Source organism: Mesorhizobium sp. M1252 (assembly GCF_040318265.1).
GTDB lineage: Bacteria > Pseudomonadota > Alphaproteobacteria > Rhizobiales > Rhizobiaceae > Mesorhizobium.
This window is the reverse complement of record NZ_JAMYLX010000022.1, coordinates 34,201-58,036: the sequence shown is the minus strand read 5'-3', so window position 1 is coordinate 58,036 and position 23,836 is coordinate 34,201. Positions and strand designations below refer to the sequence as shown.

Annotated in this window: 28 protein-coding genes and 1 pseudogene; 17 read left to right on the top strand and 12 right to left on the bottom strand. The window is 61.7% G+C overall.

Annotation, left to right across the window (positions count from 1 at the left end):
- Positions 1-77 precede the first annotated feature (77 nt).
- Positions 78-848 carry a hypothetical protein gene (locus NKH22_RS28630; RefSeq protein ID WP_023693739.1) on the top strand — a complete coding sequence of 257 codons (771 nt, stop codon included), beginning with the start codon at positions 78-80 and terminating at the stop codon, positions 846-848.
- Positions 848-2,473, top strand: a complete 1,626-nt coding sequence (locus NKH22_RS28625; RefSeq protein ID WP_023693738.1) for a glycoside hydrolase family 73 protein — start codon at positions 848-850, stop codon at positions 2,471-2,473. The genes NKH22_RS28630 and NKH22_RS28625 overlap by 1 nt, the downstream gene beginning before the upstream one ends.
- A 90-nt stretch (positions 2,474-2,563) precedes the next feature.
- On the opposite strand, the gene NKH22_RS28620 is transcribed toward NKH22_RS28625, so the two are convergent.
- The gene (locus NKH22_RS28620; RefSeq protein WP_352911962.1) at positions 2,564-3,037 is read right to left on the bottom strand and encodes a hypothetical protein; all 474 of its coding nucleotides are present in this window, start codon (positions 3,035-3,037) and stop codon (positions 2,564-2,566) included.
- A gap of 690 nt (positions 3,038-3,727) precedes the next feature.
- Between NKH22_RS28620 and NKH22_RS28615 the strand changes: the two genes are divergently transcribed.
- From NKH22_RS28615 to msrA, 9 genes and pseudogenes are all read left to right on the top strand, one after another.
- A complete protein-coding gene (locus tag NKH22_RS28615) occupies positions 3,728-3,931 on the top strand; it encodes a hypothetical protein (protein ID WP_023693736.1) in 204 nt (67 codons plus the stop codon).
- A 384-nt stretch (positions 3,932-4,315) separates the two neighbouring features.
- Entirely contained in the window at positions 4,316-4,843 is a 528-nt protein-coding gene (locus NKH22_RS28610; protein WP_023819034.1) for a hypothetical protein, read from the top strand.
- Positions 4,785-4,979: a hypothetical protein gene (locus NKH22_RS28605; RefSeq protein WP_155924219.1), complete on the top strand. Its 195-nt coding sequence runs from the start codon at positions 4,785-4,787 to the stop codon at positions 4,977-4,979. The genes NKH22_RS28610 and NKH22_RS28605 overlap by 59 nt, the downstream gene beginning before the upstream one ends.
- 311 nt (positions 4,980-5,290) lie before the next feature.
- Positions 5,291-6,478: an acyltransferase family protein gene (locus NKH22_RS28600; protein WP_352911959.1), complete on the top strand. Its 1,188-nt coding sequence runs from the start codon at positions 5,291-5,293 to the stop codon at positions 6,476-6,478.
- 211 nt (positions 6,479-6,689) lie between these two features.
- Positions 6,690-7,601: a portal protein gene (locus NKH22_RS28595; protein WP_352911956.1), complete on the top strand. Its 912-nt coding sequence runs from the start codon at positions 6,690-6,692 to the stop codon at positions 7,599-7,601.
- Positions 7,602-7,711: 110 nt separating this feature from the next.
- The gene (locus NKH22_RS28590; RefSeq protein ID WP_352911953.1) at positions 7,712-8,839 is read left to right on the top strand and encodes a hypothetical protein; all 1,128 of its coding nucleotides are present in this window, start codon (positions 7,712-7,714) and stop codon (positions 8,837-8,839) included.
- Positions 8,840-8,923: 84 nt separating this feature from the next.
- Positions 8,924-9,115: a hypothetical protein gene (locus tag NKH22_RS28585; RefSeq protein ID WP_023671459.1), complete on the top strand. Its 192-nt coding sequence runs from the start codon at positions 8,924-8,926 to the stop codon at positions 9,113-9,115.
- A gap of 3 nt (positions 9,116-9,118) precedes the next feature.
- Positions 9,119-9,440, top strand: a pseudogene (locus NKH22_RS28580) (hypothetical protein).
- Between the two features lie 68 nt (positions 9,441-9,508).
- Positions 9,509-10,027: a peptide-methionine (S)-S-oxide reductase MsrA gene (gene msrA / locus NKH22_RS28575; RefSeq protein ID WP_023694663.1), complete on the top strand. Its 519-nt coding sequence runs from the start codon at positions 9,509-9,511 to the stop codon at positions 10,025-10,027.
- Here the strand turns inward: msrA and NKH22_RS28570 are convergent.
- A complete protein-coding gene (locus NKH22_RS28570) occupies positions 9,981-10,892 on the bottom strand; it encodes a glycosyltransferase family 25 protein (protein ID WP_023808297.1) in 912 nt (303 codons plus the stop codon). The two genes, msrA and NKH22_RS28570, sit on opposite strands and share 47 nt — an antisense overlap.
- Positions 10,893-11,378: 486 nt before the next feature.
- Here NKH22_RS28570 and NKH22_RS28565 point away from each other — a divergent pair, with 486 nt between their 5' ends.
- Both NKH22_RS28565 and waaF read left to right on the top strand, forming a co-directional pair.
- Positions 11,379-12,320: a glycosyltransferase gene (locus NKH22_RS28565; RefSeq protein ID WP_023808296.1), complete on the top strand. Its 942-nt coding sequence runs from the start codon at positions 11,379-11,381 to the stop codon at positions 12,318-12,320.
- A complete protein-coding gene (waaF, locus tag NKH22_RS28560; protein WP_023694666.1) occupies positions 12,317-13,339 on the top strand; it encodes a lipopolysaccharide heptosyltransferase II in 1,023 nt (340 codons plus the stop codon). The genes NKH22_RS28565 and waaF overlap by 4 nt, the downstream gene beginning before the upstream one ends.
- Before the next feature lie 70 nt (positions 13,340-13,409).
- Here the strand turns inward: waaF and NKH22_RS28555 are convergent, their stop codons facing one another.
- From NKH22_RS28555 to NKH22_RS28540, 4 genes are all read right to left on the bottom strand, one after another.
- Positions 13,410-13,604 carry a hypothetical protein gene (locus tag NKH22_RS28555; RefSeq protein ID WP_023684343.1) on the bottom strand — a complete coding sequence of 65 codons (195 nt, stop codon included), beginning with the start codon at positions 13,602-13,604 and terminating at the stop codon, positions 13,410-13,412.
- Positions 13,605-14,176: 572 nt separating this feature from the next.
- Positions 14,177-14,647, bottom strand: coding sequence for a GFA family protein (locus NKH22_RS28550; RefSeq protein WP_023715175.1), 471 nt, complete (start codon positions 14,645-14,647; stop codon positions 14,177-14,179).
- A 161-nt stretch (positions 14,648-14,808) separates the two neighbouring features.
- The gene (locus tag NKH22_RS28545; protein WP_023694667.1) at positions 14,809-15,102 is read right to left on the bottom strand and encodes a hypothetical protein; all 294 of its coding nucleotides are present in this window, start codon (positions 15,100-15,102) and stop codon (positions 14,809-14,811) included.
- A gap of 13 nt (positions 15,103-15,115) precedes the next feature.
- Positions 15,116-15,283, bottom strand: coding sequence for a Thivi_2564 family membrane protein (locus NKH22_RS28540; protein ID WP_023694668.1), 168 nt, complete (start codon positions 15,281-15,283; stop codon positions 15,116-15,118).
- Positions 15,284-15,981: 698 nt separating this feature from the next.
- Here NKH22_RS28540 and NKH22_RS28535 point away from each other — a divergent pair.
- Complete coding sequence (locus NKH22_RS28535; RefSeq protein WP_245260556.1) at positions 15,982-16,437, top strand: sensor histidine kinase; 456 nt, start codon at positions 15,982-15,984, stop codon at positions 16,435-16,437.
- A gap of 16 nt (positions 16,438-16,453) precedes the next feature.
- On the opposite strand, the gene NKH22_RS28530 is transcribed toward NKH22_RS28535, so the two are convergent.
- Positions 16,454-16,780 (bottom strand): hypothetical protein, encoded by a 327-nt coding sequence (locus NKH22_RS28530; protein ID WP_023712723.1) that lies wholly within the window; start codon positions 16,778-16,780, stop codon positions 16,454-16,456.
- 272 nt (positions 16,781-17,052) lie between these two features.
- On the opposite strand from NKH22_RS28530, the gene NKH22_RS28525 reads away from it, so the two are divergent.
- Both NKH22_RS28525 and NKH22_RS28520 read left to right on the top strand, forming a co-directional pair.
- Positions 17,053-17,289 (top strand): hypothetical protein, encoded by a 237-nt coding sequence (locus tag NKH22_RS28525; protein ID WP_023671471.1) that lies wholly within the window; start codon positions 17,053-17,055, stop codon positions 17,287-17,289.
- A gap of 766 nt (positions 17,290-18,055) precedes the next feature.
- Positions 18,056-19,282 carry an anion transporter gene (locus NKH22_RS28520; RefSeq protein WP_031209159.1) on the top strand — a complete coding sequence of 409 codons (1,227 nt, stop codon included), beginning with the start codon at positions 18,056-18,058 and terminating at the stop codon, positions 19,280-19,282.
- A gap of 92 nt (positions 19,283-19,374) precedes the next feature.
- On the opposite strand, the gene NKH22_RS28515 is transcribed toward NKH22_RS28520, so the two are convergent.
- On the bottom strand, positions 19,375-19,965 hold the full coding sequence (locus NKH22_RS28515; RefSeq protein WP_023694672.1) for a TetR/AcrR family transcriptional regulator: 591 nt from the start codon (positions 19,963-19,965) through the stop codon (positions 19,375-19,377).
- 81 nt (positions 19,966-20,046) lie between these two features.
- Between NKH22_RS28515 and NKH22_RS28510 the strand changes: the two genes are divergently transcribed.
- Entirely contained in the window at positions 20,047-20,871 is an 825-nt protein-coding gene (locus tag NKH22_RS28510) for a crotonase/enoyl-CoA hydratase family protein (protein ID WP_023694673.1), read from the top strand.
- Positions 20,872-20,906: 35 nt separating this feature from the next.
- On the opposite strand, the gene NKH22_RS28505 is transcribed toward NKH22_RS28510, so the two are convergent.
- The 4 genes from NKH22_RS28505 to NKH22_RS28490 all read right to left on the bottom strand — a co-directional run bounded on the left by NKH22_RS28505 (position 20,907) and on the right by NKH22_RS28490 (position 23,729).
- The gene (locus NKH22_RS28505) at positions 20,907-21,218 is read right to left on the bottom strand and encodes a cupredoxin domain-containing protein (RefSeq protein ID WP_023689894.1); all 312 of its coding nucleotides are present in this window, start codon (positions 21,216-21,218) and stop codon (positions 20,907-20,909) included.
- A gap of 10 nt (positions 21,219-21,228) precedes the next feature.
- Positions 21,229-21,753, bottom strand: coding sequence for a DUF4142 domain-containing protein (locus tag NKH22_RS28500; RefSeq protein ID WP_023821205.1), 525 nt, complete (start codon positions 21,751-21,753; stop codon positions 21,229-21,231).
- Positions 21,754-21,868: 115 nt separating this feature from the next.
- Complete coding sequence (locus tag NKH22_RS28495) at positions 21,869-22,537, bottom strand: RNA polymerase sigma factor (RefSeq protein ID WP_023705692.1); 669 nt, start codon at positions 22,535-22,537, stop codon at positions 21,869-21,871.
- Positions 22,538-22,640: 103 nt separating this feature from the next.
- Positions 22,641-23,729 (bottom strand): HPP family protein, encoded by a 1,089-nt coding sequence (locus NKH22_RS28490; RefSeq protein WP_023808295.1) that lies wholly within the window; start codon positions 23,727-23,729, stop codon positions 22,641-22,643.
- Between the last annotated feature and the right edge of the window lie 107 nt (positions 23,730-23,836).

The window sequence follows — 23,836 nt, the reverse complement described above, 5'->3', positions numbered from 1 at the left end:
GGCATCTGGAAGCCGCTGCCCCAGATCGTGCGTGCGATCTCGTCCTTTTTTCAAATCCAGCCAGGCAGGAAAAACAAATGGTTCACATCATTCCTTTGTCCGTCGGTCGGCGCAGGAAAGCCTCCGGCAACGAGCAGCAGTACCCGGCCGGCCCGCAGGCGGGTGCTGTCCAGCCGCTCGACGAATACTGGCAGGCTGTCGCGGACCGTTACGAGCAGCGCCTGGCGCAGCAGAATGCTTTCGACACGGAAATCGCGACGCGCGCGCTGGACGGCGAGCTTGCCAAAGCGGAAGCCGACGCTGTTGCCAATGCGTCCGCGGACGGGGCGGGCCTGCATGATGGAATGTACGGCCAGGTCGATCCGCATACCGGGCGGGTTTTGCAGACGGGCCGCTTCGATACGCTGTTCGACAATTTTGTGAAGCAGGCGCCGGCGGAGATTCGTCCCGATCTTGCAAGCCGTAAGACAACGCTGCGCGAGGCCGGCGCCCTACGGATGGCACAGCAGCAACTTGATCGCCGCAGGCAGTACGAGCAAGACCAACTGGCCGGCGTCCAGGCTGCCGGGCTCAACACGATCAAGCTAAGCGATCCGAACGACCAGCCCACTTTCGACGCAGCCCGCCGGACCGGCCTCGATCTTATCTCCAAGATGTATCTCGATCCGCAGGCCAGGCTGCGGGCCGAAGCCTCATGGCGAGAGAGCACGGCAAAGGCGCGGATGGAAACGCTGATCGTGCAGGACCCCAGGCGCGCGCTGGATATGTTGAGTGCCGCGCTCGGCCAACGGGGCAAAGCGCCGCCGGCTGCTCAGCAGACATCAGGGGAAAATGGAGGGCAGGAATAATGGAGACCGGCAAAGGCATGATTCTTGACGGCGCCGATGAGCAAACCGACGACACCGGCGAACTGCCCGGCGCTCAGGACCAGTCCGCCGCGCTTGCGCCGCTCTATGAAAAGATAGAGCGGGCGCTGGATGGGGATCGGCCCGTCGCTGCCCTGCTTGCCGACCTTTCACCCGAGACCACCGACGGTCTTCTGCGGCAGGCGCATGCGGCCGACGCATCCCAACTGATCGGGGCCGGCGCCGACATTTCTCTTGCTTCTCAACACGGGCCGAAGGCCTTTGCCAGCGACGGCAACTATGCCGGCGTCTTGCCGGGGCCGGAAGCGTTCGTGTCGGTCTATGGAGCGAAGGAGGGCGGCCGGCAATTCGCGAAATTCGACCAGGAGGTAAAAGCAGGCAAGCAAGCCTTTGAAATGCGCGCCATGCCGGACCGGGACATAAAGGCTCAGCTTCTCGAAGCGGCGGCTAACATAGGACATTCCCCTGATGGCCAGTCGCGATATCAGGTGACCGCTGCCGCGGCTCAGCAAGCGTTGGAGGCCAGAAGGAACGATCCGGCCGGCCAGGCCAGCAAAGCCTTTCCGCAAGTGAATGCGGCCTGGCGCGCGCTGCTTGGTCAAGGCGAATACAGCCCCGCGGCCGCCCAAGAGGCGATTGCACTCAGTCTCGCGGCCCAGCAGTATCTCGGCATCGAGAAAGTCCAGCCCGTGCCAAGGTCCGTGCTGAAAGGTCTTGGAGGCCTGGCCCCGCAAGACATGAAGACAAAAGTGGGTGATCTGCTTGCGGGAACCGCCGATCCGTACGTCAGGCTGGCGATGTCGCGGCAATTCGTCGAAGCCGGCTTGCTCGAAAGACCGATGTACTTTGGGCAGCCGTTTAGTTCCGATGGGTTGACCGAGAAAAGCAGTGGCGCCCCCCAACTCACGCCAGATGAACGAATAAAGCAGCCGTTTCAGGATGATCTGCCAATAGATGTTCAGCTTGCCAATCGCGCGCCCGATGTTTTTGGCAACCGTAACCAAGCGGCGAGCGAGCCCGACGCGGAAAGTCCAATCAGCGCGGGCGCCGACCCGGGGACGGCATTCAACTCGAAGACCGGCGCCGAGCCGTTCATCGCTGCTTTTGGTGTTGACGAGGGTATCAAGCAGTTCGAGAAAGGGAATGGCAACTTTAGCGCGGAAATTCTCGCCGCCAAAGGCAGCCGCAAGAAATTCGTCAACGTTTTCTATCAGGCTGGCAAGAGCCTTGGCCTAACCGACACGCAAGCCCGCCTGATGGCCGCTCAAGCCGCGCACGAAACTGGCAACGGCAGGAGTGTCCCCGGTTTCAACTATTTTGGCATCAAGGCCAACAGTTCATGGAAGGGTGCTACGCAACTTCTTTGGACCCACGAGGAAAGAAATGGCCAACGTGTGAAAGTTAAACTACCTTTTCGCAAATACGCCACCCTTGAAGACGCCATTCGCGACCGCATTGCAGTCATGAAACAATCTTGGCCCAAAGCTAACGATGCCACGGATATAGATAGCGCGATTGCCGAACTTCGGCACGGTACTTATGGGGTATATGCGACAGCTTCGGACTACGCCGATCTGTTAAAGCCTTATCTGAAGGAACTACCCTAGTGGCCTTACCCGCCAACGCAGCAAAGCGGCCATCCGAGCCCGACAAGTGATTGGTTCTGAGATTTGCATACCGAACTGTATGTGCGCCGATTACCCATTTTTGCGAAATGACCTGGCAATGCGCTCAACAATTGGATCAAGCACCGCCTGTTTCTTCTTGTCATATGCAATGTCAAAGCAAGTGACGATAATCCGCTTTTGGCACATACCGTAGAAGACCCTTGTACCATCCGGCGTGGTGCCGGAAATTACACCAAGCGATGGCTTGTCAATTGTATACGTTGCCTTGCCCTCGCTTGAGGTCTTTTCCTTGATGTATTCGAACGGACGCTTGTCCGGCTCGTCGAATATTCCGTATTGACGAAGATAGACTCCATACTCTTTCGAGGAAAACGTTGTGCCGTGGCTTACGCCGTCCGTCAAAAGCTCTCGACCATCGTCGTCCTTGAAGAAGACGGGGATCTCGATTTCGCTCCCGCCGCTTACTGAAACGGTCCATTTGATTGGCTCTTTGGCCACCGCAGGCAGCGCCAGGAGGCCGAAGGCGAAGCCAAATGCTCTCATGACGTTGGCTCTTGGAGCGACAACTGGGGCGAGAATGAGTGATCGCAAGGGTGCTCTCTTAAATTGTATGTTGCAAGCTATAGCGCCATTTTGGTTGTAGCAAGTGCTGACATCGCTGGGAAGGATATGGGATAGGATTGAAAAAAGCGCGCACTATGGGTAATCCAGAGGTGCAGCAAACTTTGTCATAGATGAGTGCCCGACGCCGGACCTGGTTATTGGCCGCTTGATGAGGGAGAGCGGTTTGAAATGCATCGGAACCGGCTGCGGGGACGGCGAGTGAGGGAGCAATCTGGGAGTTTGTGGAAGGCACGTTCAGTCCTGCTCGCGAGCCTTTCCCTTGGCCTTGTCTACGCCGTGCCCGCGTCGGCAATCACCCTTCAAAGAAAGAATGGAGGGCATTCTCCTGCGTTCTAAGCAAGGCACGCGATCAGGGTAACCCGGACGTCGCTGCCGGCTACGCTATCGAAGAGTGTCCCACGGAGGGCTGAGTGACGCGCAGAAGGAGCGGATCAGGGATTTGGTCACCCGCCGGCTGATGAAAGAATACGGCTTGACGTGCATCGGAACCGGCTGCGGGGGAGGCGAGTGAGGCGAGAGCCTCTGTACTGTTCACCGTGGCTCGCCAATCATCGGTTTTTGCGGAATGACCTTACGATGCGTTCGGCATCAGCAACCTGAGGCATCATCATGGAAGCGGAAACCAGCATTCTCGCATACATTATTTCCTACCTGCCATTGCTGGTTTATCTGGTGGCGCAGCTGTGGGTGAGCATCTGGCTCGCATTCAAACTCATCCGCGTTCAGCAGCAGATGGTGCGCGCGCAGGAAGGCATCCTGGCCAAGTTGAGCGAGATCGACAGCCGGATGGCGGCGAAACCGAACAAGGACTGAGCATTCACAAGGATGCCTCCTGTCGACGGGCAGTAGGATTTTATTCTTAAATCCGTTGACGGGGTGAGGGCAGCAATGGTACACTTCTGTCCATGGTGCTGATTTGCGCCAATGACCCGCCACGAGGCGGGTTTTTGTTTTTGCGCGATAGCCGGTGCGGATGCTGCGACGATTGCGAGAGAACGCGGCGCCTCAGAATTCTGCACCGCTGCACCGCTGCACCGCTCGCGGGTCACGGGCATGAATCCCTTGGCTGCGGAGCAGCTCCAGGGGTCTGCGCCGCGTCGCTTCGCTCCTTGCTTCGCCATAGGATGACGAAGGATGGGGGGCGTCTCGCTTCCTTCACTGACGATGGCTTCGCTTCTGGCTGACGAAGGTCCATCCATGACCCTCCGCATCATCGCCGCCACGCTGCGCGATCTCTCCTACATCGCCGCAAATCTGCGTCCCGAGGACCGTGCCGAGATCGACTGCCAGCTCGACCATTGGTCGCCGGCGCTGCTGGCGCTTAGTGCGCTGCAGGGCTTTGCCTATGTCGCCGAGCTCGACGGCAATCCGGAAGCCGGCTTTGGCGCCGCCGAACAGCGCGGCGGGCTGTGGATCGCCTGGAGCTGGGGCACGCGCCGCATGAAGCGCTGCGTGCCTGGCATCACCGGCCACTTCCATGCGGTGCTTGGGCCGAAGGTTGCGGCGCGGGGCGCCTGGCGGGTCGAGGCGCGGGCGCTCGCCGCCAACGAACTGGCTCTGCGCTGGCTCGGTCGGCTCGGCGCCACCCAACGCTGCCGGTTGCCTGGATATGGCCGCAACGGCGAAGACTTTTTCCTCTACGACTGGACAAGAGAAGGCTGGAACCATGTGTCTCTTTCAAAAGCCGCCGGCGCTGAAGCCGCTGCCACCGACCCCGACCATTGAAGACAAGGACGTGCAGGCGCGCGAGGCAGCCTTGCGGGCTGAACTCGAACAGCGCCAGGGCACGGCGGCGACGGTGAAAACCGACCTCGCGCCCGGCGACCTCACCGGCCAGCGCCGCGTTTTGCTGGGGGTATGACCATGACCGCGATGAAACGCAGTTTCAGCAAGCGCGTGCTGGCGTGGTGGTACTGGCGACGGCATGCCAGGCTGGTGAAGCGGAGGTGACGCATCTTACCCTCCCTGTTGTGGGGAGGGTCGTAGGCTGAGCCGCACGGTACGTGCGGTTCAGCCTGCGGGGTGGGGTCTGCGCTGCACCCCCACCCCGTCTCCCTCGCTTTGTTTTGCAAAGCGAACTCGCCGACCCTCCCCGCAAGGGGGAGGGCGTAGCAATTCGTCATCTCTCAGCGGCTTGACAATCGCTCCTCAGGCGCCATGCTGCAGTGCAACATGGCTAGCTACGAAACCAGCATCATCAAGTCGTCGCGCATCGAATGCCTGGACGGGCTTCGCGCGCTTGCGGCGATCTGGGTGCTGGTCGGGCACTGCATGCTTTTGACCGGCTGGCAAATTCCGATCGTCGGCGAGCCGGATCTCGGCGTCGACCTGTTCATCATGCTGTCCGGCTTCCTGATGGTGTTCCACTATCAGCTGCCCCAGGAAAAGGAGCCTTGGCAAAGACCGGAAACCTGGCTGAAATTCTGGACGCGCCGCTATTTCAGGATCGCGCCGCTGTTCTATGTCATGCTTTTCCTGGCGCTTGCGCTTGGCCCCTATCTCTACGATTGCAGGATCATCATCGACGATTTCCTCTCCAGATCGCACCAGGCGCCGGAACGCTACCTCGACGGCAGCCTGAAAAACATCGTCGCTCATCTCACGTTCCTGTTTGGGCTGGTGCCGAACCTCGCCTATCGCACGCCGCTGCCTGACTGGAGCCTGGGGCTGGAGATGCAGTTCTATGCCGTGTTCCCGGCCGTCATGCTGCTGGTGCGCAGGCTGGACGGGATGAGGAGCGCCCTTGTGGTCGCGGCGGCCGGCTGCGTCATCGTGTTTGCGATGCGGCTGTTGTCGATCCATTTTCCGATGCCGTCCTTTCTGCCGCTCAAGATACAGATATTCCTGTGCGGGATGCTGCTGGCCGGAGTCGTGCATCAGAGCCAGCCGCGATCTATCCTGTACTTGGCACTGGCGCTGCTGCTGGCGGCGCTGCCCTCTGGCGGCGACCAGGGGCTGGGCAAGCTTCTGGTGCGTGAAGCGCTGGTGGCGGGCTTCTTTGCGCTGGTTCTCTACCGCATGCTGCCTGGAAGGGCGGGAACGCTGGCGCGAGCGATCGCCGTGACGCTCAGCAACCGGTTCTTCCACCTGATGGGGGAGCTTTCCTTCAGCATCTACCTGATCCATCTGCTGGTGCTGCAGCCCGTCGCGGCGTTCGTCATCAGTGAGTTCGGCCACGAATTGTCGGCGCCGCTGCGCTTCGCCATCGTCGTTGCCGTTGTGCTGCCGACGGTGACGTTGCTGTCCTGGATCACCTACACTCTGATCGAGGTCCCCGGCCAGAAGGCGGGCCGCTTCGTCGTCCAGCGCTTTGGCCGGAAAACTGCGCCGGTGCTCGAGGGCATCAAGCGCAGCGCGTAGTCGGCTGACGCTGCCGATCTCCCCCCTCGAGGGGGAGCTGTCGCAGAAGGCGACAGAGGGGGTCGGTGCGACCGGACGCGACCTCCCAACACCGACAGATGACGCTAGCGCTCTACGCGAGACGACCTTCTGGCCTGCCAGCCATCTCCCCCTCAAGGCGGGAGATTAGCTGCTTCGCCGTCCATTCACATCCTACCCAGCGAGCCCCCTCATGACCGATTCCCGCGCCCGCGATATCCTGTCCCGCCAGTCCGAGCTCGAGACCGAGCGCTGCCAGTATGAGGCGGTGTGGGAGCAGGTGGCGGAATTTTGCGATCCCGATGCGCCCGATGTCTGGAGCGGCCGCAGGAGCGGCGGACCGGATTCGCAGGCCGAGCGGCAGGAGCGGCGCGGCGCCCGCGTCTATGCCAACACCATCAACTCGGCCGCCAATCGCCTCGCCGCCGGGCTCGAAAGCCTGATCATCCCGCAGTCGGAAAAATGGCACGGGCTGACCACCGCAGAAATGAACGACGAGGAGACCGATGAGGAGAAGGAATGGGCGGAGGGCTTGCGCGACTTCCTGTTTGCGCTGCGCTATTCCGCCAACTCCAATTTCGTGCCGGCGACGCAGGCCTGCCTGCGCAATGTCGTGCGCTATGGCCCGGCCTATCTCTATGCCGAGGAAGGCTTTGGCGGCACGCTGATCCGCTATGCCTCGATCCCCGTGGTCGAGGGCTATCTCGCCCGCAACCGCTGGGGCCAGGTCGACATTTTCCATCGCCGCTATGAGCGCACGGCAAGGCAGGCGGCGCAGCTGCTCGGCTACGAAAAGCTGCCGGCGCGGATCAAGATGCTGGTCGACGATCCCGCCAAATGCGAGACGAAGATCTCGCTGATCCAGTGCATCCAGCCGCGCGACGAGCGCAAGATGTACCGGCTGTCGGGCGGCTACCAGTATCTCGACACGGCTTTCGCCTCCTATCACGTCATCGAGGACGAGGAGGAGATCGTCAGGGAAAGCGGTTTCCGTTCCTTCCCGGTGTCGACCTTCAACTGGCGCCGCTACGAGGGCGACCCCTATGTGACGCCTGCGCAGCGCAAGCGGCTGCGCTACCTGCGCAAGCACCCTGAGGACGGGTGATGCGCCGCGTCTAACTCTTCGGTCTTCATCACAGCGCTGATCGTCGCGCACCAAATTGGAACTTCTTTCAAGCCTCGCTTTCGCGGGGCTTTTTTCATGGAGCAAGCCTTATGGCCCGACCTGCAACTGCCGCCGTTCGTCTGTTGACCGGCGAACGCGAACCCGTGCGCCTGGCGACGACGGGCAACATCACCCTTTATGGCCTGCAGACCATCGACGGCGTGCCGGCCGAGGTCGGCGACCGTGTGCTGGTCAAGAATCAGACCGATGCCCGCGACAACGGCATTTATACCGCCAGCGAAGGCGCCTGGTTCCGCACCGCGGATGCCCGCACCGACCGCACCTTGCAGAAGGGCACGACGCTGCATGTGCAGCAGGGCACGGTCTCGGCAGACTTCGTCTATGTTTTCGAAACGTTCGACCCGGTGATCGGCACCGACGCGGTCACGATCGCCTTTTACCTGTCGGAGGACACGCTGGGCGATGCGGTGGGCGCGGCCAGCGCTGCTGCCGCCAGTGCCGCTGCGGCGCTCACCTCGAAGAACGCTGCCGCCACCAGCGCCACCAATGCCGGCACCTCGGCCGGCGCCGCCGCGGGTTCGGCCACGGCCGCCGCCGGCTCCGCCACAACAGCCGCGACCAGCGCCACCAATGCCGGCAATTCGGCAACTGCGGCTTCCGGCTCGGCATCGGGCGCGGCGACCAGCGCCACCAACGCAGGCAACTCGGCTACAGCTGCAGCCGGTTCGGCGAGCGCTGCCTCGGGCTCGGCAACCGCGGCTTCCACCTCAGCCACCAATGCCGCGACCTCCGCTTCCAATGCGGCGGCCAGCGCTGCGGCGGCATCAACCTCGGTGGCGGCGCTCGGCTACACCTTTTCCACGACCACAGCCGACGCCGATCCGGGCAATGGCACCTTGCGGCTGAACAATGCGAGCGCTGCCTTGGTGACCGCGGCCTATATCGACAATCTCGATGCCGGCGGCTCCACGGGAGCACTGACATGGAAGGGTTTCAACAACTGCTCATCGCCTGTCTCGAAGCCGCGAAACCCTATGCTATCGGCTTTGCCGCCGGGCTTGTCGCCGGGTGGCTGCTGTGAGCGCGCTCCTCGCCGTCCTGCTTGGCAACAAAGCGCTGCTGGGCTTCCTGGCATCGGTCATCGCCGCCCTTTGCTGGGGCGTTCACCAGCGGCTGGCCGGCGCCAGGGCCGAGCGCGGCAAACTGGCGGCCGCTGAGGCCGCGGCGCGCGCGGTCGCTGAGCAGGTGCAGAACGACGTCGGCGCACTGCCGGCGGACGCTGTTCGAAAGGAGCTGAAATCATGGGCAAGGGACTGATGCTTGCGCTGCTTGTGGCGCTTGCCGGGTGCACGACTGCTTCGGGCGGCTTCTGCGCGATTTCGAGCCCGCTGCGCCTTTCGGCCGAAGCCGTCGACGTCCTGTCGGACGCCGAGGCGAGAGCGCTCCTGGCGCACAACCGCAAGGGACAAAAGCTCTGCGGATGGAGGCCTTAGCCGATGCACGACCTCTTCGACATGCTCGGCATCAAGGGGCCGGTCGTCGCCGCCGGGCTAGCCGGCGGCGTGCTGCGAGCACTGTCGCGCCATCGCTACAAGCTGCGCGAGATGATTGCCTCGCCGATCTGCGGGGCGCTGGCGGCTGCGTATCTGACGCTGCCTGCCGTCGCCTGGTTCAGGGCAACCGGCATGCCTCCCCGATCCGGCCGACGATACCACGACGCTCGCCGCCGCCTTTTTGATCGGCGTCTCGGCCATGTGGATTTCCGACATCGTCTTCGAGGTCATCGTGCGGCGGTTCGGCTCGGCCGGCAACGAGTGATGCACTTGAGATGCTGGAAGAAGCCAGCGACAATGCCTACCTAAGGAGCAATCCAATGGAGGTATGATATGGCGACGTCCACCGAACGTGCAGTCCTTGCCGGCGGCTGTTTCTGGGGCATGCAGGATTTGATCCGGCGCTATCCCGGCGTGATCTCTACCCGCGTCGGCTATAGCGGTGGCGATGTGCCCAACGCCACGTATCGCAACCACGGCAGCCATGCCGAAGCCATCGAGATCGTTTTCGATCCGGCCAGGATCAGCTTTCGCACATTGCTCGAATCCTTTTTCCAGATCCACGATCCGACCACCAGGAACCGCCAGGGCAACGATGTCGGAATGAGCTATCGCTCTGCGATCTTCTACACCAGCGACGAGCAGAAGCGCGTCGCCGAAGACACCATCGCCGATGTCGATGCCTCTGGACTGTGGCCGGGCAAGGTCGTCACCGAGCTTGCGCCGGCGGGCGATTTCTGGGAGGCGGAGCCAGAGCATCAGGACTATCTCGAGAAATACCCCAACGGCTATACCTGCCACTTTGTCAGGCCGGGCTGGAAGCTTCCGGTCCGCGAAAAGGCTGTTTCGTAACGCAGCCGCTATCGTCTGCTTGTCTGGCGGCCGAACTATTCTTCCGCGCGATCGCTATGCCGGCCGCCTCGTAGAGGTGGCCGTGCTCGGGCTGCCCATAGACGAACGCGCCGTGGACGGGTTTGCCGTCGACCTCAGAGCCTGAGAACGCGACGGCCTCGATCTTCTTTGTTCCGGTCAGGCTCTGGTTTCGAAGATAGGCGAAGGTTCGCACCGCTTCTCCAACAATTCGATCGAGAAACGGTTTTGGCCGCCTCCCGGGCCGTCGCACGAGGCTTAGAAAGCGCTCTCGTCCCGAAACAAAATGGTGTTGTGCGCAAAGCGCCGGCATGATCTGATAGATTCGGTTGAGCGAGCAGGTCATGAATCCTGGGTGAAAAAGAACGAAGTCGACCTCTCCTCTCAGATGCATGGTCCTGCGCAGCAATCTTTGCGCTGCCGATTTGGAGAGGACATAGCCTGCGGCGCCCGCGTGCAGGCCATAAAGTCTGGCAAGCGAAAACCCATCATCGAGAGCGACTTCCTTGCGTCCGACCCTCACGTTGGCAAAATGCGTTTCCAGCTTGATCACATCGGCATCGCGTGGCACCCATCGATCGGAAGCAAGCAGCGAGCCGGCGCCAGCGCCGAAAACGACGTCGTCTTCGAAAACCGCGCCATATTGATCCGCGCCGTTCGCAACGATCTCCCAACACGAGCGGTGGCTCAGAAAACAGCAAACCTCAGCAGCGCTCAGCGGGCTTTTGGCGACAGAGCAGCAATCGGGGCAATCAATGGCGGAGACACGCTCAAATGGTACTCCGATCCGGCCGAACTCGGACGCGACATGCGCCAGCCGATCGCGAGAACGATCAAGATTGATCACCAGACACCTCATCAGCGCCCCCTTTGTCCGGTGATCAGTGAATATCACGTTCCCGTGATTGCACAAAATTTGCTTACGTGCGGGGCAGTAGGTAGCGGCGTACGTGCCGCCGGTGATTTTGGAGGTTGGGTGGACATTGACTGCATCCCCGGCGAGGCGCGAGGCTTAACCGTGCGCGGGTAGACGAGTCGAGTCGCCCTAGAAGCCGAAGAATTGCCGGCCGATCATGTATCCAAGCGCGACGACCAAAAGGGGAAACAGGGCGGGCGCCAGCCGACCAAGAGCGGAGGTCTTTCGCTGTTGCCTGGAGATGGTCGTGGGCGCATTGCCGAGATTCTTGGTCATCCGGCATAGTAGCAAGCGCTGATTAACGATTCCGTAACCCAGTCGAGGCCGCCGCGGCTTTTTGCGTTTCTGGCGCGACCTTGACAATGCCCAGCCCGTGACGCAACTGGGCCGTCTTGAGAGCATTGTGAGGCAAGGTCAATGCGGGTGACGCTCGTTTTGAAGGGCGTAATACCCTGCCGAGGTTACGGTGGGATTCAGCGTCAGGTCGAATGGCTGGCCACGGAGATGGTTCGTCTCGGACACGAAGTCGTGGTGATCGCTGGCCCTGGCTCCAGCCACCCGCTCTTCGAAGTCCGGCACGCTTCGACCGATGCCGAATGCCGGGCAGCCATTCCGCGCGACACGCAAATCGTCCACACCCATAGTTGGCCCGTCGAGGTGCCATTTCCAACGCTGAATACGCAGCGCGGCTTTATGCCGGACCAGCCCATGCCAGTTGCGAACTGGAGCTTTATCAGCGCCAATCATGCCCGCCAGCATGGGCGCGAGACATTCGTCTACAATGGCTTTCCGGTGGACGCCTATCGTTTGTCGGCTGCAAAGGGCGACCGCCTGCTATTTCTCGCCGGCATTGCACGATCAAGCAAAGGCCTCAACCGCGCCGTCGATCTCGCCAAAAAATTCGATTTCGGTCTAGATATCGCCGGTGGCTCGCGTTGGAAACTGCTGGGCCGAAGTCAGACCCGCCGCGAAGGGTTGTTTTTCAAGAGCCTTGGCAGGCGATACCGTTTCCACGGAATCGTTGACGGCGAGCCGAAGCTTCGCCTTCTCGGCGAAGCGCGAGCCTTCCTCAACCCCATCGCCTGGGAGGAGCCGTTCGGCAACGCACCGGTCGAAGCCATGTTGTGCGGCACTCCGGTCCTGACGACGACGCGAGGCGCATTGCCCGAGACGGTCGATGCCGACAGCGGGCGCTTCTTTGAGACCGATGAAGAATTTGCGGCCGCTTTCGAGGCCGTCGCCGACCTTACGCCTCAGCAATGCCGCGAATCGGCCGCGACGAGATTTCCCATCCAAAAAGCGGCGCGCGGCTATCTGGATCTCTATGCCCGCATCCTTGACGGCGAAGCGCTTCCTTGACGACCGGCGATCCAATCCTCTTCGTCGGCTTCCCCGCGGTCGGCGACTTCGTCCGTTGCCATTCCGCCATCCAGATCATTGCCGCGCGATTTCCTGATCGCCCCATAGATGTCGTCACCTCGCCCGTTGCAGCGCCGCTGGCGCGCCTGATGCCGCATGTCAGGAAGGGCTGGGCGCTTGCCAAGCGTCATCAGCGCCCCGGTTTTGGCGAGCGCAGCCGCCTGGTTGGCGAGTTGCGCAAGGAAAATTACCGTACGGCCTATCTGATGACCAGCAGCACCAAGGCGGCGCTGATGGCGTTCATGGCCGGAATAGAGGAGCGCATCGGCTATCCGCAGGAGTTGCAATTCGGCCTCCTCAATCGCTTCCCCGCCGGCTGGTTGGCGCATCTATGGGCCTTCGGACCCCGCAAGACGCGGCTCTTCGAGGAGGTCTGCTCGATTGCCTCGCTTGGCGAAAAGCCGGCTGCGGGCGCAGAGTGGCCGGCGCCCCGGCTTGTGGTCGATCCGGCCGAGTTGGACGATTGGCGCCAGTACAAGAAGATCGATGCCGGCCGACCGGCCCTGGCGCTCTATACTGCCGACATTGAGAACTTCCGCTCATGGCCCGTCGAGCGCTTCATTTCGATCGCCAGAGACCATCATGATCGCGGCTGGGCAATCTGGATTGTAGGCGGACCGCGCGAGCACGCCGGTGCCGCAAAAATCCGGGCCGCCATTCCTGAGGCAATCGACTTCACCTCGACCCCGTCGATTGCTGACGCGATGTGCCAGATCGCTGCGTCGACCATGTTCCTCGGGGTTGATGGCGGGATTTCCCACGCCGCCGCTGCCCTGAACGTCCCATGCGCGCTCATCTACGGGCTGAATCGCCCCTATGTGCATGGGCCCGTAAACAACCATGTTCGCTTTATCGAACCACCGCTTTCGACGCCCAGCTGGGTCAAGGACACGCGGGGCATCAGCGAAACTCGGGTGAGGGAGGCTCTGGCTGACATCTCAGCCGGTATCGCCAACTGACCAATGGTCTCGCCGGCCCCAGGCGTCTGGTTAAAAACGCCCCGTGGGGGCAACCGTCGCCGCGTTTCGGTTACCCCATGGCCCTGCGGCTTTCGGGCTCGTGATTGCCGACCCAATGTGCACGGATGCGGTCGCTGGCTTCAAGGTAGGCCATGTCGATGAGATAAGTCAGAAGCTTCTCGCCGTCGGCTTCGGCTTTCTGCCTAAGCTCCCGCAGTATCCCTTGCGCGAACTGCAGGTTCTCCATTTTGCTCGGCTGGTCCATCGGTGCTCCCCCAACGTCTGCGTATGAACTTTGCGCTGGCTATGCTTGCATGAAGATTGCCGTGAAGTGGATATTGCAAGTGCGGACCGCGATCCTGCGAAGGCGCTGGCTGCATGAAAGCCGCCCCATCCGGCTTCAAGATTCGCTACACTATTTGACGGAAAGAAAATAAACAAAGCGTTCTTTTGTACAAGACAGGAAGATTCCTTCAGTTCACACCACGAGATACTTGGACAGCATAGTTGACGTAACGATATTGCGTGGCCTTAGGCTCTCGTTTCGAAACAAAACGTAGCATCGTTGCAACCACAAGACGAATTCCAGCTGACCGGGGCCGCTCCGTAGTCAATCGCCGGTTACAAACGGCACCGGGTCTCAGCCCAGGGCTTTGGCCAACCCATCGTTCCACGGCAGCGCAGGCCGGATGATCTACCGCCCGCCTTGGCTTGACGCCAAGGCGGGCTTTTTGCGTTTGGCTTCTACCGGGTGAAATGTTGTCGGACCCGGTCCTGTCGGCATCGGGCGGTTTCGAGAATGAATTTCCTGCCTGCCTGCTTTCTGCGCCGCTCGCGCTAGGCCGACTTGCGTTGCGGCAAGCTAGACGGCGTCTCGACACCGTCAGAAATCGGTTCGGCTGTCCGGTTTGTCGGCTCGTCATCGACCCGGTCGTGCTCGAATTGCCGGGCGGCAGGCAAGGGTTGCAACCAGTGCTCACGGCGATTGACCCAGAGTTCATAGCTGGGCTCCAGCCCTTCGGTGGGCACCTCATCGAGGCTGCCAATCGTCACTTCCACCTCATTCTCACGAACCAAAGGGACCCGGCCGCCGCAGGTGGGACAAAAACTTCTGTCGCCGTAGCTATTGACGATACCCGTCGTTTCGAACGCCTCGAGCGGCCACACTGCAAACGCCGAAAAAGCCGACCCGCTAGCCTTGCGGCAGTCCTTGCAATGGCAAAGGCCAATCCGAAAGGGATCTCCCGTCACCGAAAACTGGATGCCGCCGCACAGGCAGCTGCCGCTCCGCCTTGTATCATTGGGCATGACCGCTCCTCCATCTGGTTGGGCATCACACCGCTACATCTTGCAGCGCCATGCGCACAATCAATTCACGCGCGGCGCAACGGTTCCATGTCGCCTCGCGCAATGCATTGTCTGGACCCGGCAGCGCCATGGCGACGACCGCCGCAAGGCTGCTGGATATGTCAGTTCGGGAAATCGAATACCGGTTCCCGGCACCAATAGACACGGCACTGGCCATCACGTGTCGGAACGGAGGCAGCGACCGGCACCTCCGGCCAGTCGCACTCGTTGCCGTATTGGCGGACATAGCGATCATAAGTATTCCGGCCGGTCGTCAACACCGCCGAGTGATGGCTCTGGATGAGGCGCTGCGTCGCCTCGCAGGTCATCGAACGCGTGTCGGGTCGGGCGTAGGCCGTGCTTGTTGCGGCAAACAACGCCGTTCCGATGATCCATGCGATTGTTTGGGATGTCATGGCGACCCTTATCCTAAAATACGGCCAGGTATTTCAACAGCGAAATAATGCCGATAATGATGACAACGATCTGCGCGATCTGCCTCGTGCGGCCATCGAGCGGCAGACGCTGGACGAGATAGAGCACCAGGATGATCACCAGGAAAGTGATCAGAATGCCGATAAGTACCGATGAAGCCATGTCCCTCACTCCGTCTGGCTACGTCTGAGAATAGTACGCAGCGGCAAACGCTCTGGCCCTCGATTGGTTCCTGTCGATGCGAAGCCATCGGCGCAGCGTAAAGGCCGCGAAACCACGTTCCGCGGCCTTTGAAGCTGGATGCCGATCAGGTCTGTTTGCCGTAATGGTTGTCGTTTGCCATCGGCGACACGGTTTCCAGGCGACTTGTTGCTGGGTCAGGCTGGGCGAACCGCCCCGGGCTGACGAGGTTCCGACAAAAACGGCCGCATCACGTTCTACAACGAGGCCGCTGCCGACATTTGGGGGCATCGTCCGGTCTTGGCCGAGACCTGTGGTGCGGCTCGTGGAAACTCCGTCACCTCGATGGTCGGCCGATGGCGCATGCTGAGTGCCCGATGGCCGTTTCCATGGTTGAAGGACACGATATCACGTGGGACCAGGCCATTGCAGGCAGAGCGGCCGGACGGCGAACTTATTCCGTTTAAAGCCCACCCACGCCTGCTCCGCGACGGATCGGGCGAAATTGTCGGCGCCATCAACAGCTGCTTGATCTGCGCACGCAAACGCAAGCCGACGAAGCCCGCATCCGGCCATCATTCCAATGATCCGCGAGACGAGCAAATCGGCGGGCAATCCGACGACATTCCTCGAGCAGGGTGCGAGAGCGCATCTCGGCGCTTTCGCAATCGCACGATCTCTTGGTCGACGCCGAATGGCGCGGCGCCAGCATCGGCGACCTGATCAAGGCGCAACTCAAAGCTTTCGCGGCGCAGGACCGTTTGTCGCTGGCTGGGCCTGTGATCACACTTCGCCCGAATGCCGTGCAGTATCTCGGCATCGCTTTCCACGAACTGGCCACCAATTCGCCAAAGCATGGAGCACTGTCAGGTCACGGCGGACGAGTCGAAATCGAATGGGGTACGGCGCCGGCAACCGACGGCACCGATACCCTTAGCTTGATCTGGCGTGAATTGGGTGGGCCGAACCTGAGTGGGACGACGCGCCGCGGTTTTGGCTCCGTCGTCCTCCAGCGGGTTGCGCCACAAGCGCTTAGCGGCACCGGACAACTGGAATTTGGGGAACAAGGCGTCGTCTGGACGCTCAAAGCGCCGCTGCGCTCGGTCCAAATCTCTCTCGCGGATTTTGTCGATTGAAAGAGCGGGTCGCGCCTTAGGACAATCCCAGCAGGGGAGCGGTTTGGCCGCCTGTGGTGTCGGAATTGCCGATGCCAGGCAGTTCGTGCTTATCGTCGGCAAGCGAAGTCAATCTCCCCGCCTCGACGGAGGTCAGTCCGTCCAACTCCATCACCGCGCCGTAGAGTTGGGCCGTCTGCATCACAAGCCGCTCGACATCTTCAAGGGCGACGTTCTCGTCCAGGTTACGCAATCGTATGTCCTCGGCAACCACCGCAATATTGACCATTCCGCGCGAGCGCAGCGCGCCCAGGACCCGTGAATTGAGATCCTCCCGTAGCCGAGCCGAATATCCGTAGCGCATGGAAACCTTCCTTTCAGGAGCCGGTTGTCGCGTCGTGATCAAGATGCGCCAACGACCTTCAGATGGCAAGAAGAATATAAAATATTCCCAAGTAAATCAACTAGTTAGCAGACTGCGCGGGTTGTGCTATCGGCGTGTCTTCCTCATCGTTGGTCTTGTATGTGAGTCACCCATCAGCCTCTCTTGACGCGTTGCACGCGGACCCCTAGCTATACTGCAATGAGACACATACTAACTCACCATATTTTTGGTCTTGACGGTTGGAGGCGCGAATGGCCGAGCTGGAACGACCCGAGCGACTGCAGATCATGCTGACAGCCGAGGAATTGGCTGCCTTGGAAAACTGGCGCTTCGAAAAGCGCATGCCAAGCCGGTCCGCGGCAGTGCGGGAACTGCTGCGGCGCGGCCTGGATGCGGATGGATTCCTGACTGCGGGACAAGGAACAAAGTCTCAGGACTTTGGAATTCTGGGCAGCAGTGTGACTGGCGACGGCCAGTCGGGCGAGTAATCCGACGGCGGTTAGCCAACAATCGCTTTTTCTGGAAGTGCCGCTACCAATTTATTGCGGTGGCGGAAACGCAAAGCGGGTCGGCTCTCGGCAGGGTACTGGTCTCAGCAGGGTACTCTTGGCGTATGGTTGCAAAGCCCGCTCCGGTTCGCCGGAGCGGGCTTTTTGCGTTTTCCCAACAGGAAATAGTCGCGATCGCTTCAGACACGCTCAAGGTTCTCTTCGCACTCCATGCACGCGACGCTGTGACCGGGGCAACTGAGCCGGTGTGTTCCTCCGGGGCAGCAATGGCCGTTCGAGCTCGCCCACCGGGCACAGACAAACACCTTGCGGGTTCCGTGGCATTGTGGACATTCCATCGGGCGGGCCAGCAAAGCCTCGTTTTCCGAGACACGGCATTCCCTCTCAAGAGCCTGGACCATCTGAAACCCCAAGGCCGAAACATGGCTAAGCTATCCATACCCGGAAAGCCTAAATTAGAATTTAATTACATACGCCACGAGAGCCTTCCGAGGGGAAGTTCGCGGATGGCAATCTCAGGCCACCGGCAGTCCGCCGCGCGTGTCTCATTCCCAATCTCGGCCGTCTCAAGATCAAGCTCCGGTTGCTCCCGGCATCGGTCAACCCGCGATTTTGCCCACCGATTTTCGCATTCGGATCGTTATAGGCTTTCGCTTTGCTGGAGCGGCGTTAAAGCTGCCCGGCAAATGCCTGAGCGGGAACAGTCCGTTCCTGCGTCGGTTCGTTTGGACAAGGATGTCTGCCAATGACATTGATGGGCGCAGCGGCACTTTTGATCCTTGTCCTGACTTATGCCGGCGTCGCAATCGGGCGTATTCCAGGCCTCCGTCTCGACCGGGCAGGGATCGCCTTGCTGGGGGGTGCGGCGATGATCGCCATCGGCGCACTCAGTATGGAAGATGCCTATCGCGCCATCAATTTCGACACCATTACGCTGCTGCTCGGCATGATGATCGTGGTGGCGCATCTGAAGGTGTCCGGCGCCTTCCGGGCGCTTGGCGCCTACGCTATCGAGCATGCGCACGCGCCTTTCGTGCTGCTGGTGATGGTGACGCTGTTGACCGGCGTGCTGTCGGCGTTCCTGGTCAACGACGCCATCTGCCTGGTCATGGCGCCGATCGTCGTCCACGTCACCCGTGTCATCAACCGCAATCCCATTCCCTATCTGATCGCCACCGCCACCGCGTCCAACTGCGGCAGCGTCGCCACCATCACCGGCAACCCGCAGAACATGGTCATCGGCGCGCTGTCGGGAATTTCCTACCCAGCTTTTTCGGCCGCCCTGGCGCCGGTTGCCCTCTTCGGCCTCGTCGCGGTCGTCGTCATCGTGCGCATCGTCTACCGCGCCGAATTCGCCCGCACCGCCGATCTCAACCCGGAAGTCTATCGCGGCCGCATGCTGCCGGGACAGGTGCTGAAGGCGGTGGTTGTCTGCATCGGCCTGGCCATCGCCTTCTTCGCCGGCGTTCCGGTTGCCAAGGCAGCGCTCATCGGCGGCGCCATCCTGCTGCTCACCCGCGCCATCAAGCCGGCACGCATCTACCGCGAGATCGACGGCCCGCTGCTGTTCATGTTCGCCGGCCTGTTCATCGTTGTCGCCGGCGCCGAAAAGACGCTGCTGACGCCCGACATCATCGCCTCGGGCAAGAACCTCGGGCTCGACGACGTCTGGCGTCTATCGGGCTTCACCGCGGTGCTCTCCAACATCATGAGCAATGTTCCGGCCGTGCTGGCGCTGCGGCCATTCATACCCGGCCTTGAGAACCCCGGGCGTGCCTGGCTGGTGGTGGCGATGAGCTCGACGCTGGCCGGCAACTTCACCTTGCTTGGCTCGGTCGCCAACCTGATCGTCGCCGAACAGGCGCGGGCGGCCGGCACGCAGCTGTCCTTCTCAGCCTTCTTCAAGGTCGGCCTGCCACTGACGCTGCTCACCCTTGCCGTCGGCACGGCATGGCTGGCGGCTGGATTCTAGAGCAACTCCACGAAAAGTGTGAAGTGGTTCTCCGTCCGGAATTGCGTCAAAGAGATAGCGTGTTTCGCCGTCTCCATTAAACGGTGAACGCTCTAGCGGATAGTCGCCGATCCTGACCTTGCTCGAACCAGCGTTGCAGCGGCATGTCCGGCCGCCTCGACATAGTCGGGGTTGCGGTGGATCAGCATGATCGAGAACGCTCCGTCCATCAAAAGCACGATTTCGCGCGCCAGGGTCTGCGGCTCGTCGACGCCGTGGCCTGTGAGTTCGCCGGCCAGCCAGGTCTCGAAATTCTGCTTATGCCGCGCCCCCGCTTTAACGGCCGGGTGTCCGGGCATGGAAGCGAGTTCGGCTGCCGTGCGCAGAAAGCCGCAGCCTCTCCATTTCGGGTGCTTCGCCACGCGCGCCAGATTGGTGAAAATCGCCTCGACCTTGCGCTCGACATCGCCTTCGGCCATCTCGAACCAGCCGGCCATCTGCTTGAGGTTCGGCTGGTCGCGACCGTCGAGATAGGCCGCGATCAAATCGTCCTTGCTCTTGAAATGATAGTAGAGCGTGCGCTTGGTCAGCCCGGCTTTTTCCGCCACTGCATCGACGCTGACGCGGCCGATCCCCTCGGCATAGAACAGCTTCGTTGCGGCATCGACAATGCGTTTGCGGGTAGGGCTTGGTGCTTCGCTCATACGCAAGTATACCGACTAGTGAATATACATACAACCGAAAGCCTGATCCTCTCCGTCGACAAACACAGGGAAGGAAAAGACATGACCGAGCTTGTGCTCACCGGGGCCCGCAACGGGATCGCCATCCTCACACTTAATCGGCCGGAGAAGCTCAACGCCTTGAACTATGCGCTGATTGATCGCCTGCTTGCGCTCCTCGATGCCGCCGAGACCGACGATGCCATCCGCGCCGTCATCCTCACTGGAGCAGGAGAGCGCGCCTTCTCCGCCGGCGGCGACATCCATGAATTCTCAGGCAGCGTGGCCATCGGCGTCGACGTTGCCCTGCGCGACTTCGTCATGCGCGGACAGCGGCTGACGGCAAGGCTGGAGGCATTCCGCAAGCCCGTCATCGCCGCCGTCAACGGCATCGCCTTCGGCGGCGGCTGCGAGATCACCGAAGCCGTGCCGCTCGCTATCGCCAGCGACCGCGCCTTGTTCGCCAAGCCTGAGATCAACCTTGCAATGCCGCCTGCTTTCGGCGGCACGCAGCGGCTTCCGAGACTGGCAGGGCGCAAGAGGGCGCTCGAGCTGCTGTTGACCGGCGATTGGTTCCCGCCGCCGCGCGCCCTCGAACTCGGCCTCGTCAATCAGGTGGTGCCGCATGAGGAGCTGATGCCCGCCGCAATTGATCTCGCCCGGCGCATGACCAGGCATTCTCCTGCAGCAATTGCCTCGATCCTCACAGCAGTGGCGCGGGGCCTGAACCAGAGCATCGCGGAAGGCTTGGCTGTCGAGGCCGAGCAGTTCGCCCGCATGGCTCCGACCGCTGATCTGCGCGAAGGGCTGGATGCCTGGATCGCACGGCGCCAGCCGGGCTGTGACGGCTCGTGGACGCACATCACCCGGCCGGATGAAGCCAGGTGAGCCTCAACGCAGCAGGACGGGCTTGCGGACCTGGATCAAGGCGCCGTCACGGCCACATGACCTTTCATGTTGGGGTGGAAGCGGCAGAAATATTCGACCGCTTCCGCCTTCCGCAGGGTCAGGCTCGCTGTTGTCTTCGGCGGGATCATCACTTCCCAGCCACCCTTGACGGTAGCCGTATGTGCGAACACGTCCTTGTTCACCCACTTGATCGTGTCGCCGACCTTCGCGTCGACGGTGGCCGGCGAAAAGACAAGTTTGTCGATGGTGACCTGGATGGTTTCGGCCTGCACGGGTGAGGTCCCGAAGACCAGCGCCAGTGCAATCCACAGCTGCCGTTTCGACATGGCCTGGTCCTTACTTCAGCATACCTGCAACATGCTCGGCGTGCTGTTCATGGCCCTGGAAAATCTTCAGGCCGGTCTCCAGCAGGCTCTTCAACTCGGCATTGCTGGCCGATGGGATCAAAAGGGTTTCAAGCGCGCCGTCGACCTGTTTGTGGTAGGCGATCTCGTTGTCGACATAGGCTTTGTCAAAGGCTGCGCCGTCGAGTTTGGCGAGCTTCGCCCGCTCCTCGGCCGCAGCCTTGGTCAGCGCCTGGCTGGTTGCGTTGTCTTCCGGCGTCACCTTCAGCTTCTTTACCAGTTCCAGTGCCTGCGCGTTGACCGCTTCGTGGTCGCGCACCATGTCGTTGGCGAAATCCACGACCTCCTTGGTCTTCGATTTCTTGATCGCCTGCTTGGCGGCTTCCACATCGATGACGCCTGCCGTGTAGGCGATGTGGGCGATCTGCGGGTCCGTCGGCTTGTCGGCGGCTTGCGCGAGCGGGGCAGCGCCAAGCAGCAGCAAGGCAGCGAGGGCGGCGGTGTGTCGGGTAAGCATGGCATCTCCTTCGCCCGGACGCGGGATCGCGCCGGGCCATGTTTTTGAGTTGACGGTCATTGGATGCGCAGCGGCGGCAAACGTTCCCGGGGAAATCGGCCAAATCAGCCGATGATCAGCTCTCCAGGCCGAGCCGCTGCATGACGGCGCTGGTCAGCCTGTCGCAGCGCCGGCCGGCAAACGGGAAGGCGTCGAGCAGCACCGGCCCGATCTGGTCGTCGAGTGCCTTGCGTACCAGGGCGCGGGCGCGGTGTAGCCTTGTCTTGACGGTTTCCGGCCGCACGCCAAGCAGCTCGGCGGTCTCCTCGATACTGAGCCCCTCGATAACCCGCGCCACGAACACCGTCCGATAAACATCGGGTAGGCTGTCGGTCGCCCGTTCCACCAACTCGAGGATCTGCCGCTGCGCCATCGTCCGCTCCGGATCGTCGCTGGGATTGAGGGGGAACTGGATGATTTCGGCTTGCGGGTTTTTCGCCACCGTCCGCCGCCTTTTGCGCAGACGGCCGAGCGCCTCGTTGATGACGATGCGCGACAGCCAGGTGGCCAATGAGGACTCCCCGCGAAAGGCATCGAGATGGGCAAAGGCTCTGACATAGGCCTCCTGGACGATGTCCTCGGCTTCGGCATCGTTGCGCACCACCCCGCGAGCGATGCGATAGAGCCGCTGATTATGGGTCTTCATGATGATGCGGAAGGCGTTGCCTTCGCGTGCCAGCGCGCGGCGCACGAGAAGCATCTCGCTTGAGGCAGCAGTGGGCATTGGTAGAGACATAGCAGGCATGGCCAGTTCCTCGATCCAATCCCCGTTCGAAACCTCGATCAAGACATTGGATGACATCGCCGGCAAAAGGTTCCCGGCCATTTTCGCCCGGGTCCGACGGCGCCTAGAATACTGCTTCCGCCAGCGGCTTGTCAGCAGCCTGCGCTCGTGCCGTTGCCGCAAGCAGATCGGTCTGCGTGATCAGGCCAAGGATGCGGCTGTCCCCGTCCACGATGATGACTGCATGGGTGCGGCCGTCGGTGAGCACCGGTAGCAGGGCCATGGCGGGCGTACCGGCGGCGGCGGTCGACGCTGTCGACGTAACGCTTCCGACGGCTTCGTCGGCTCGCGCCAATTCCCTCAATCCAACGGTGCCGACCAGCCTGGCGTCCTTGTCTACAACCGGCAGCGTGCGGATATTGTGGTCGAGCAGCAGATGACGCGCCCGATCGGCGGACGCGTGTTCATCGACCGAAATCACGTCGCACGACATGATGTCCTCGCACAACATGGTTCGGTGTGCGCGCATCGTCGCTTGCAGTTCGACCTGTCGCAGCAGTTGTTCGAGATCGTTGCGGTCGATGTCGAAGGTCTCGTCGAGCGCAGCCAGCGCGGCATCGATGTCCTCGGCCCGGAAGCCGATGCGCTCCTGAGCCGGCGGATCGCTGGTTCCGTGCGTGCTTTTCGGGGCAGGGGCCGGCACATGCGGGTAGCTGCGTCGCGACAGCCTGTGGAAAGCATAGCCGAGCGCGACCAGCATCATGGAGTTCAGCGCCACCGGCACGAACGGAAACAGGAAGCCGGCACCGATCACGGCCGGCCCGCCGAGCACGGCGGTCAGTGCGGCGGCTCCGCCCGGCGGATGCAGGCAGCGCGAGAACGACATGGCGGCGATCGCCATCGCCACGGCAATGCCCGTGGCGAGAACGGGCTGATGGACGAAATGGGCCACGATCACGCCGACCAGCGCCGATATTGTATTGCCGCCGATGATCGACCATGGCTGCGCCAGCGGGCTTGCAGGCACCGCGAACAGCAGCACCGCCGACGCCCCCATCGGCGCCACCAGCAGCGGCACATGCGGGCCATTGCCAAGCACCAGCGCGCCGATCGCGCCGGTCAGCGCAATGCCGATCATCGCCCCGATGCAGGCGATGAGGCGCTCGCGCAGCGTCGCGCCGGCGAGAATGGGGACAAAGAGACGAAAGGCCATGGCAAGCTCAGTCCGGCTGGAATTGTGCGCGCAGCGCCTGCAATGGCGTTGGCCCGACGATTTTGAAAGTCAAACCGATCCGAAAAAGCGCGCGTTGGGGAAATAAC

What these genes read in the sequence shown, in the direction of transcription:
- NKH22_RS28590 (WP_352911953.1), top strand. Translation starts at nt 7,712, where the DNA reads ATGGCCCGACCTGCAACTGCCGCCGTTCGTCTGTTGACCGGCGAACGC.
- NKH22_RS28495 (WP_023705692.1), bottom strand. Translation starts at nt 22,537, where the DNA reads ATGCCTGCTATGTCTCTACCAATGCCCACTGCTGCCTCAAGCGAGATG.
- NKH22_RS28540 (WP_023694668.1), bottom strand. Translation starts at nt 15,283, where the DNA reads ATGGCTTCATCGGTACTTATCGGCATTCTGATCACTTTCCTGGTGATC.
- NKH22_RS28520 (WP_031209159.1), top strand. Translation starts at nt 18,056, where the DNA reads ATGACATTGATGGGCGCAGCGGCACTTTTGATCCTTGTCCTGACTTAT.
- NKH22_RS28605 (WP_155924219.1), top strand. Translation starts at nt 4,785, where the DNA reads ATGTGTCTCTTTCAAAAGCCGCCGGCGCTGAAGCCGCTGCCACCGACC.
- NKH22_RS28505 (WP_023689894.1), bottom strand. Translation starts at nt 21,218, where the DNA reads ATGTCGAAACGGCAGCTGTGGATTGCACTGGCGCTGGTCTTCGGGACC.
- NKH22_RS28625 (WP_023693738.1), top strand. Translation starts at nt 848, where the DNA reads ATGGAGACCGGCAAAGGCATGATTCTTGACGGCGCCGATGAGCAAACC.
- NKH22_RS28630 (WP_023693739.1), top strand. Translation starts at nt 78, where the DNA reads ATGGTTCACATCATTCCTTTGTCCGTCGGTCGGCGCAGGAAAGCCTCC.
- NKH22_RS28545 (WP_023694667.1), bottom strand. Translation starts at nt 15,102, where the DNA reads ATGACATCCCAAACAATCGCATGGATCATCGGAACGGCGTTGTTTGCC.
- NKH22_RS28565 (WP_023808296.1), top strand. Translation starts at nt 11,379, where the DNA reads ATGCGGGTGACGCTCGTTTTGAAGGGCGTAATACCCTGCCGAGGTTAC.
- NKH22_RS28600 (WP_352911959.1), top strand. Translation starts at nt 5,291, where the DNA reads ATGGCTAGCTACGAAACCAGCATCATCAAGTCGTCGCGCATCGAATGC.
- NKH22_RS28500 (WP_023821205.1), bottom strand. Translation starts at nt 21,753, where the DNA reads ATGCTTACCCGACACACCGCCGCCCTCGCTGCCTTGCTGCTGCTTGGC.
- NKH22_RS28530 (WP_023712723.1), bottom strand. Translation starts at nt 16,780, where the DNA reads ATGCGCTACGGATATTCGGCTCGGCTACGGGAGGATCTCAATTCACGG.
- NKH22_RS28585 (WP_023671459.1), top strand. Translation starts at nt 8,924, where the DNA reads ATGGGCAAGGGACTGATGCTTGCGCTGCTTGTGGCGCTTGCCGGGTGC.
- NKH22_RS28620 (WP_352911962.1), bottom strand. Translation starts at nt 3,037, where the DNA reads ATGAGAGCATTTGGCTTCGCCTTCGGCCTCCTGGCGCTGCCTGCGGTG.
- NKH22_RS28550 (WP_023715175.1), bottom strand. Translation starts at nt 14,647, where the DNA reads ATGCCCAATGATACAAGGCGGAGCGGCAGCTGCCTGTGCGGCGGCATC.
- NKH22_RS28525 (WP_023671471.1), top strand. Translation starts at nt 17,053, where the DNA reads ATGGCCGAGCTGGAACGACCCGAGCGACTGCAGATCATGCTGACAGCC.
- NKH22_RS28555 (WP_023684343.1), bottom strand. Translation starts at nt 13,604, where the DNA reads ATGGACCAGCCGAGCAAAATGGAGAACCTGCAGTTCGCGCAAGGGATA.
- NKH22_RS28610 (WP_023819034.1), top strand. Translation starts at nt 4,316, where the DNA reads ATGACCCTCCGCATCATCGCCGCCACGCTGCGCGATCTCTCCTACATC.
- NKH22_RS28515 (WP_023694672.1), bottom strand. Translation starts at nt 19,965, where the DNA reads ATGAGCGAAGCACCAAGCCCTACCCGCAAACGCATTGTCGATGCCGCA.
- NKH22_RS28615 (WP_023693736.1), top strand. Translation starts at nt 3,728, where the DNA reads ATGGAAGCGGAAACCAGCATTCTCGCATACATTATTTCCTACCTGCCA.
- NKH22_RS28490 (WP_023808295.1), bottom strand. Translation starts at nt 23,729, where the DNA reads ATGGCCTTTCGTCTCTTTGTCCCCATTCTCGCCGGCGCGACGCTGCGC.
- msrA (WP_023694663.1), top strand. Translation starts at nt 9,509, where the DNA reads ATGGCGACGTCCACCGAACGTGCAGTCCTTGCCGGCGGCTGTTTCTGG.
- NKH22_RS28595 (WP_352911956.1), top strand. Translation starts at nt 6,690, where the DNA reads ATGACCGATTCCCGCGCCCGCGATATCCTGTCCCGCCAGTCCGAGCTC.
- NKH22_RS28510 (WP_023694673.1), top strand. Translation starts at nt 20,047, where the DNA reads ATGACCGAGCTTGTGCTCACCGGGGCCCGCAACGGGATCGCCATCCTC.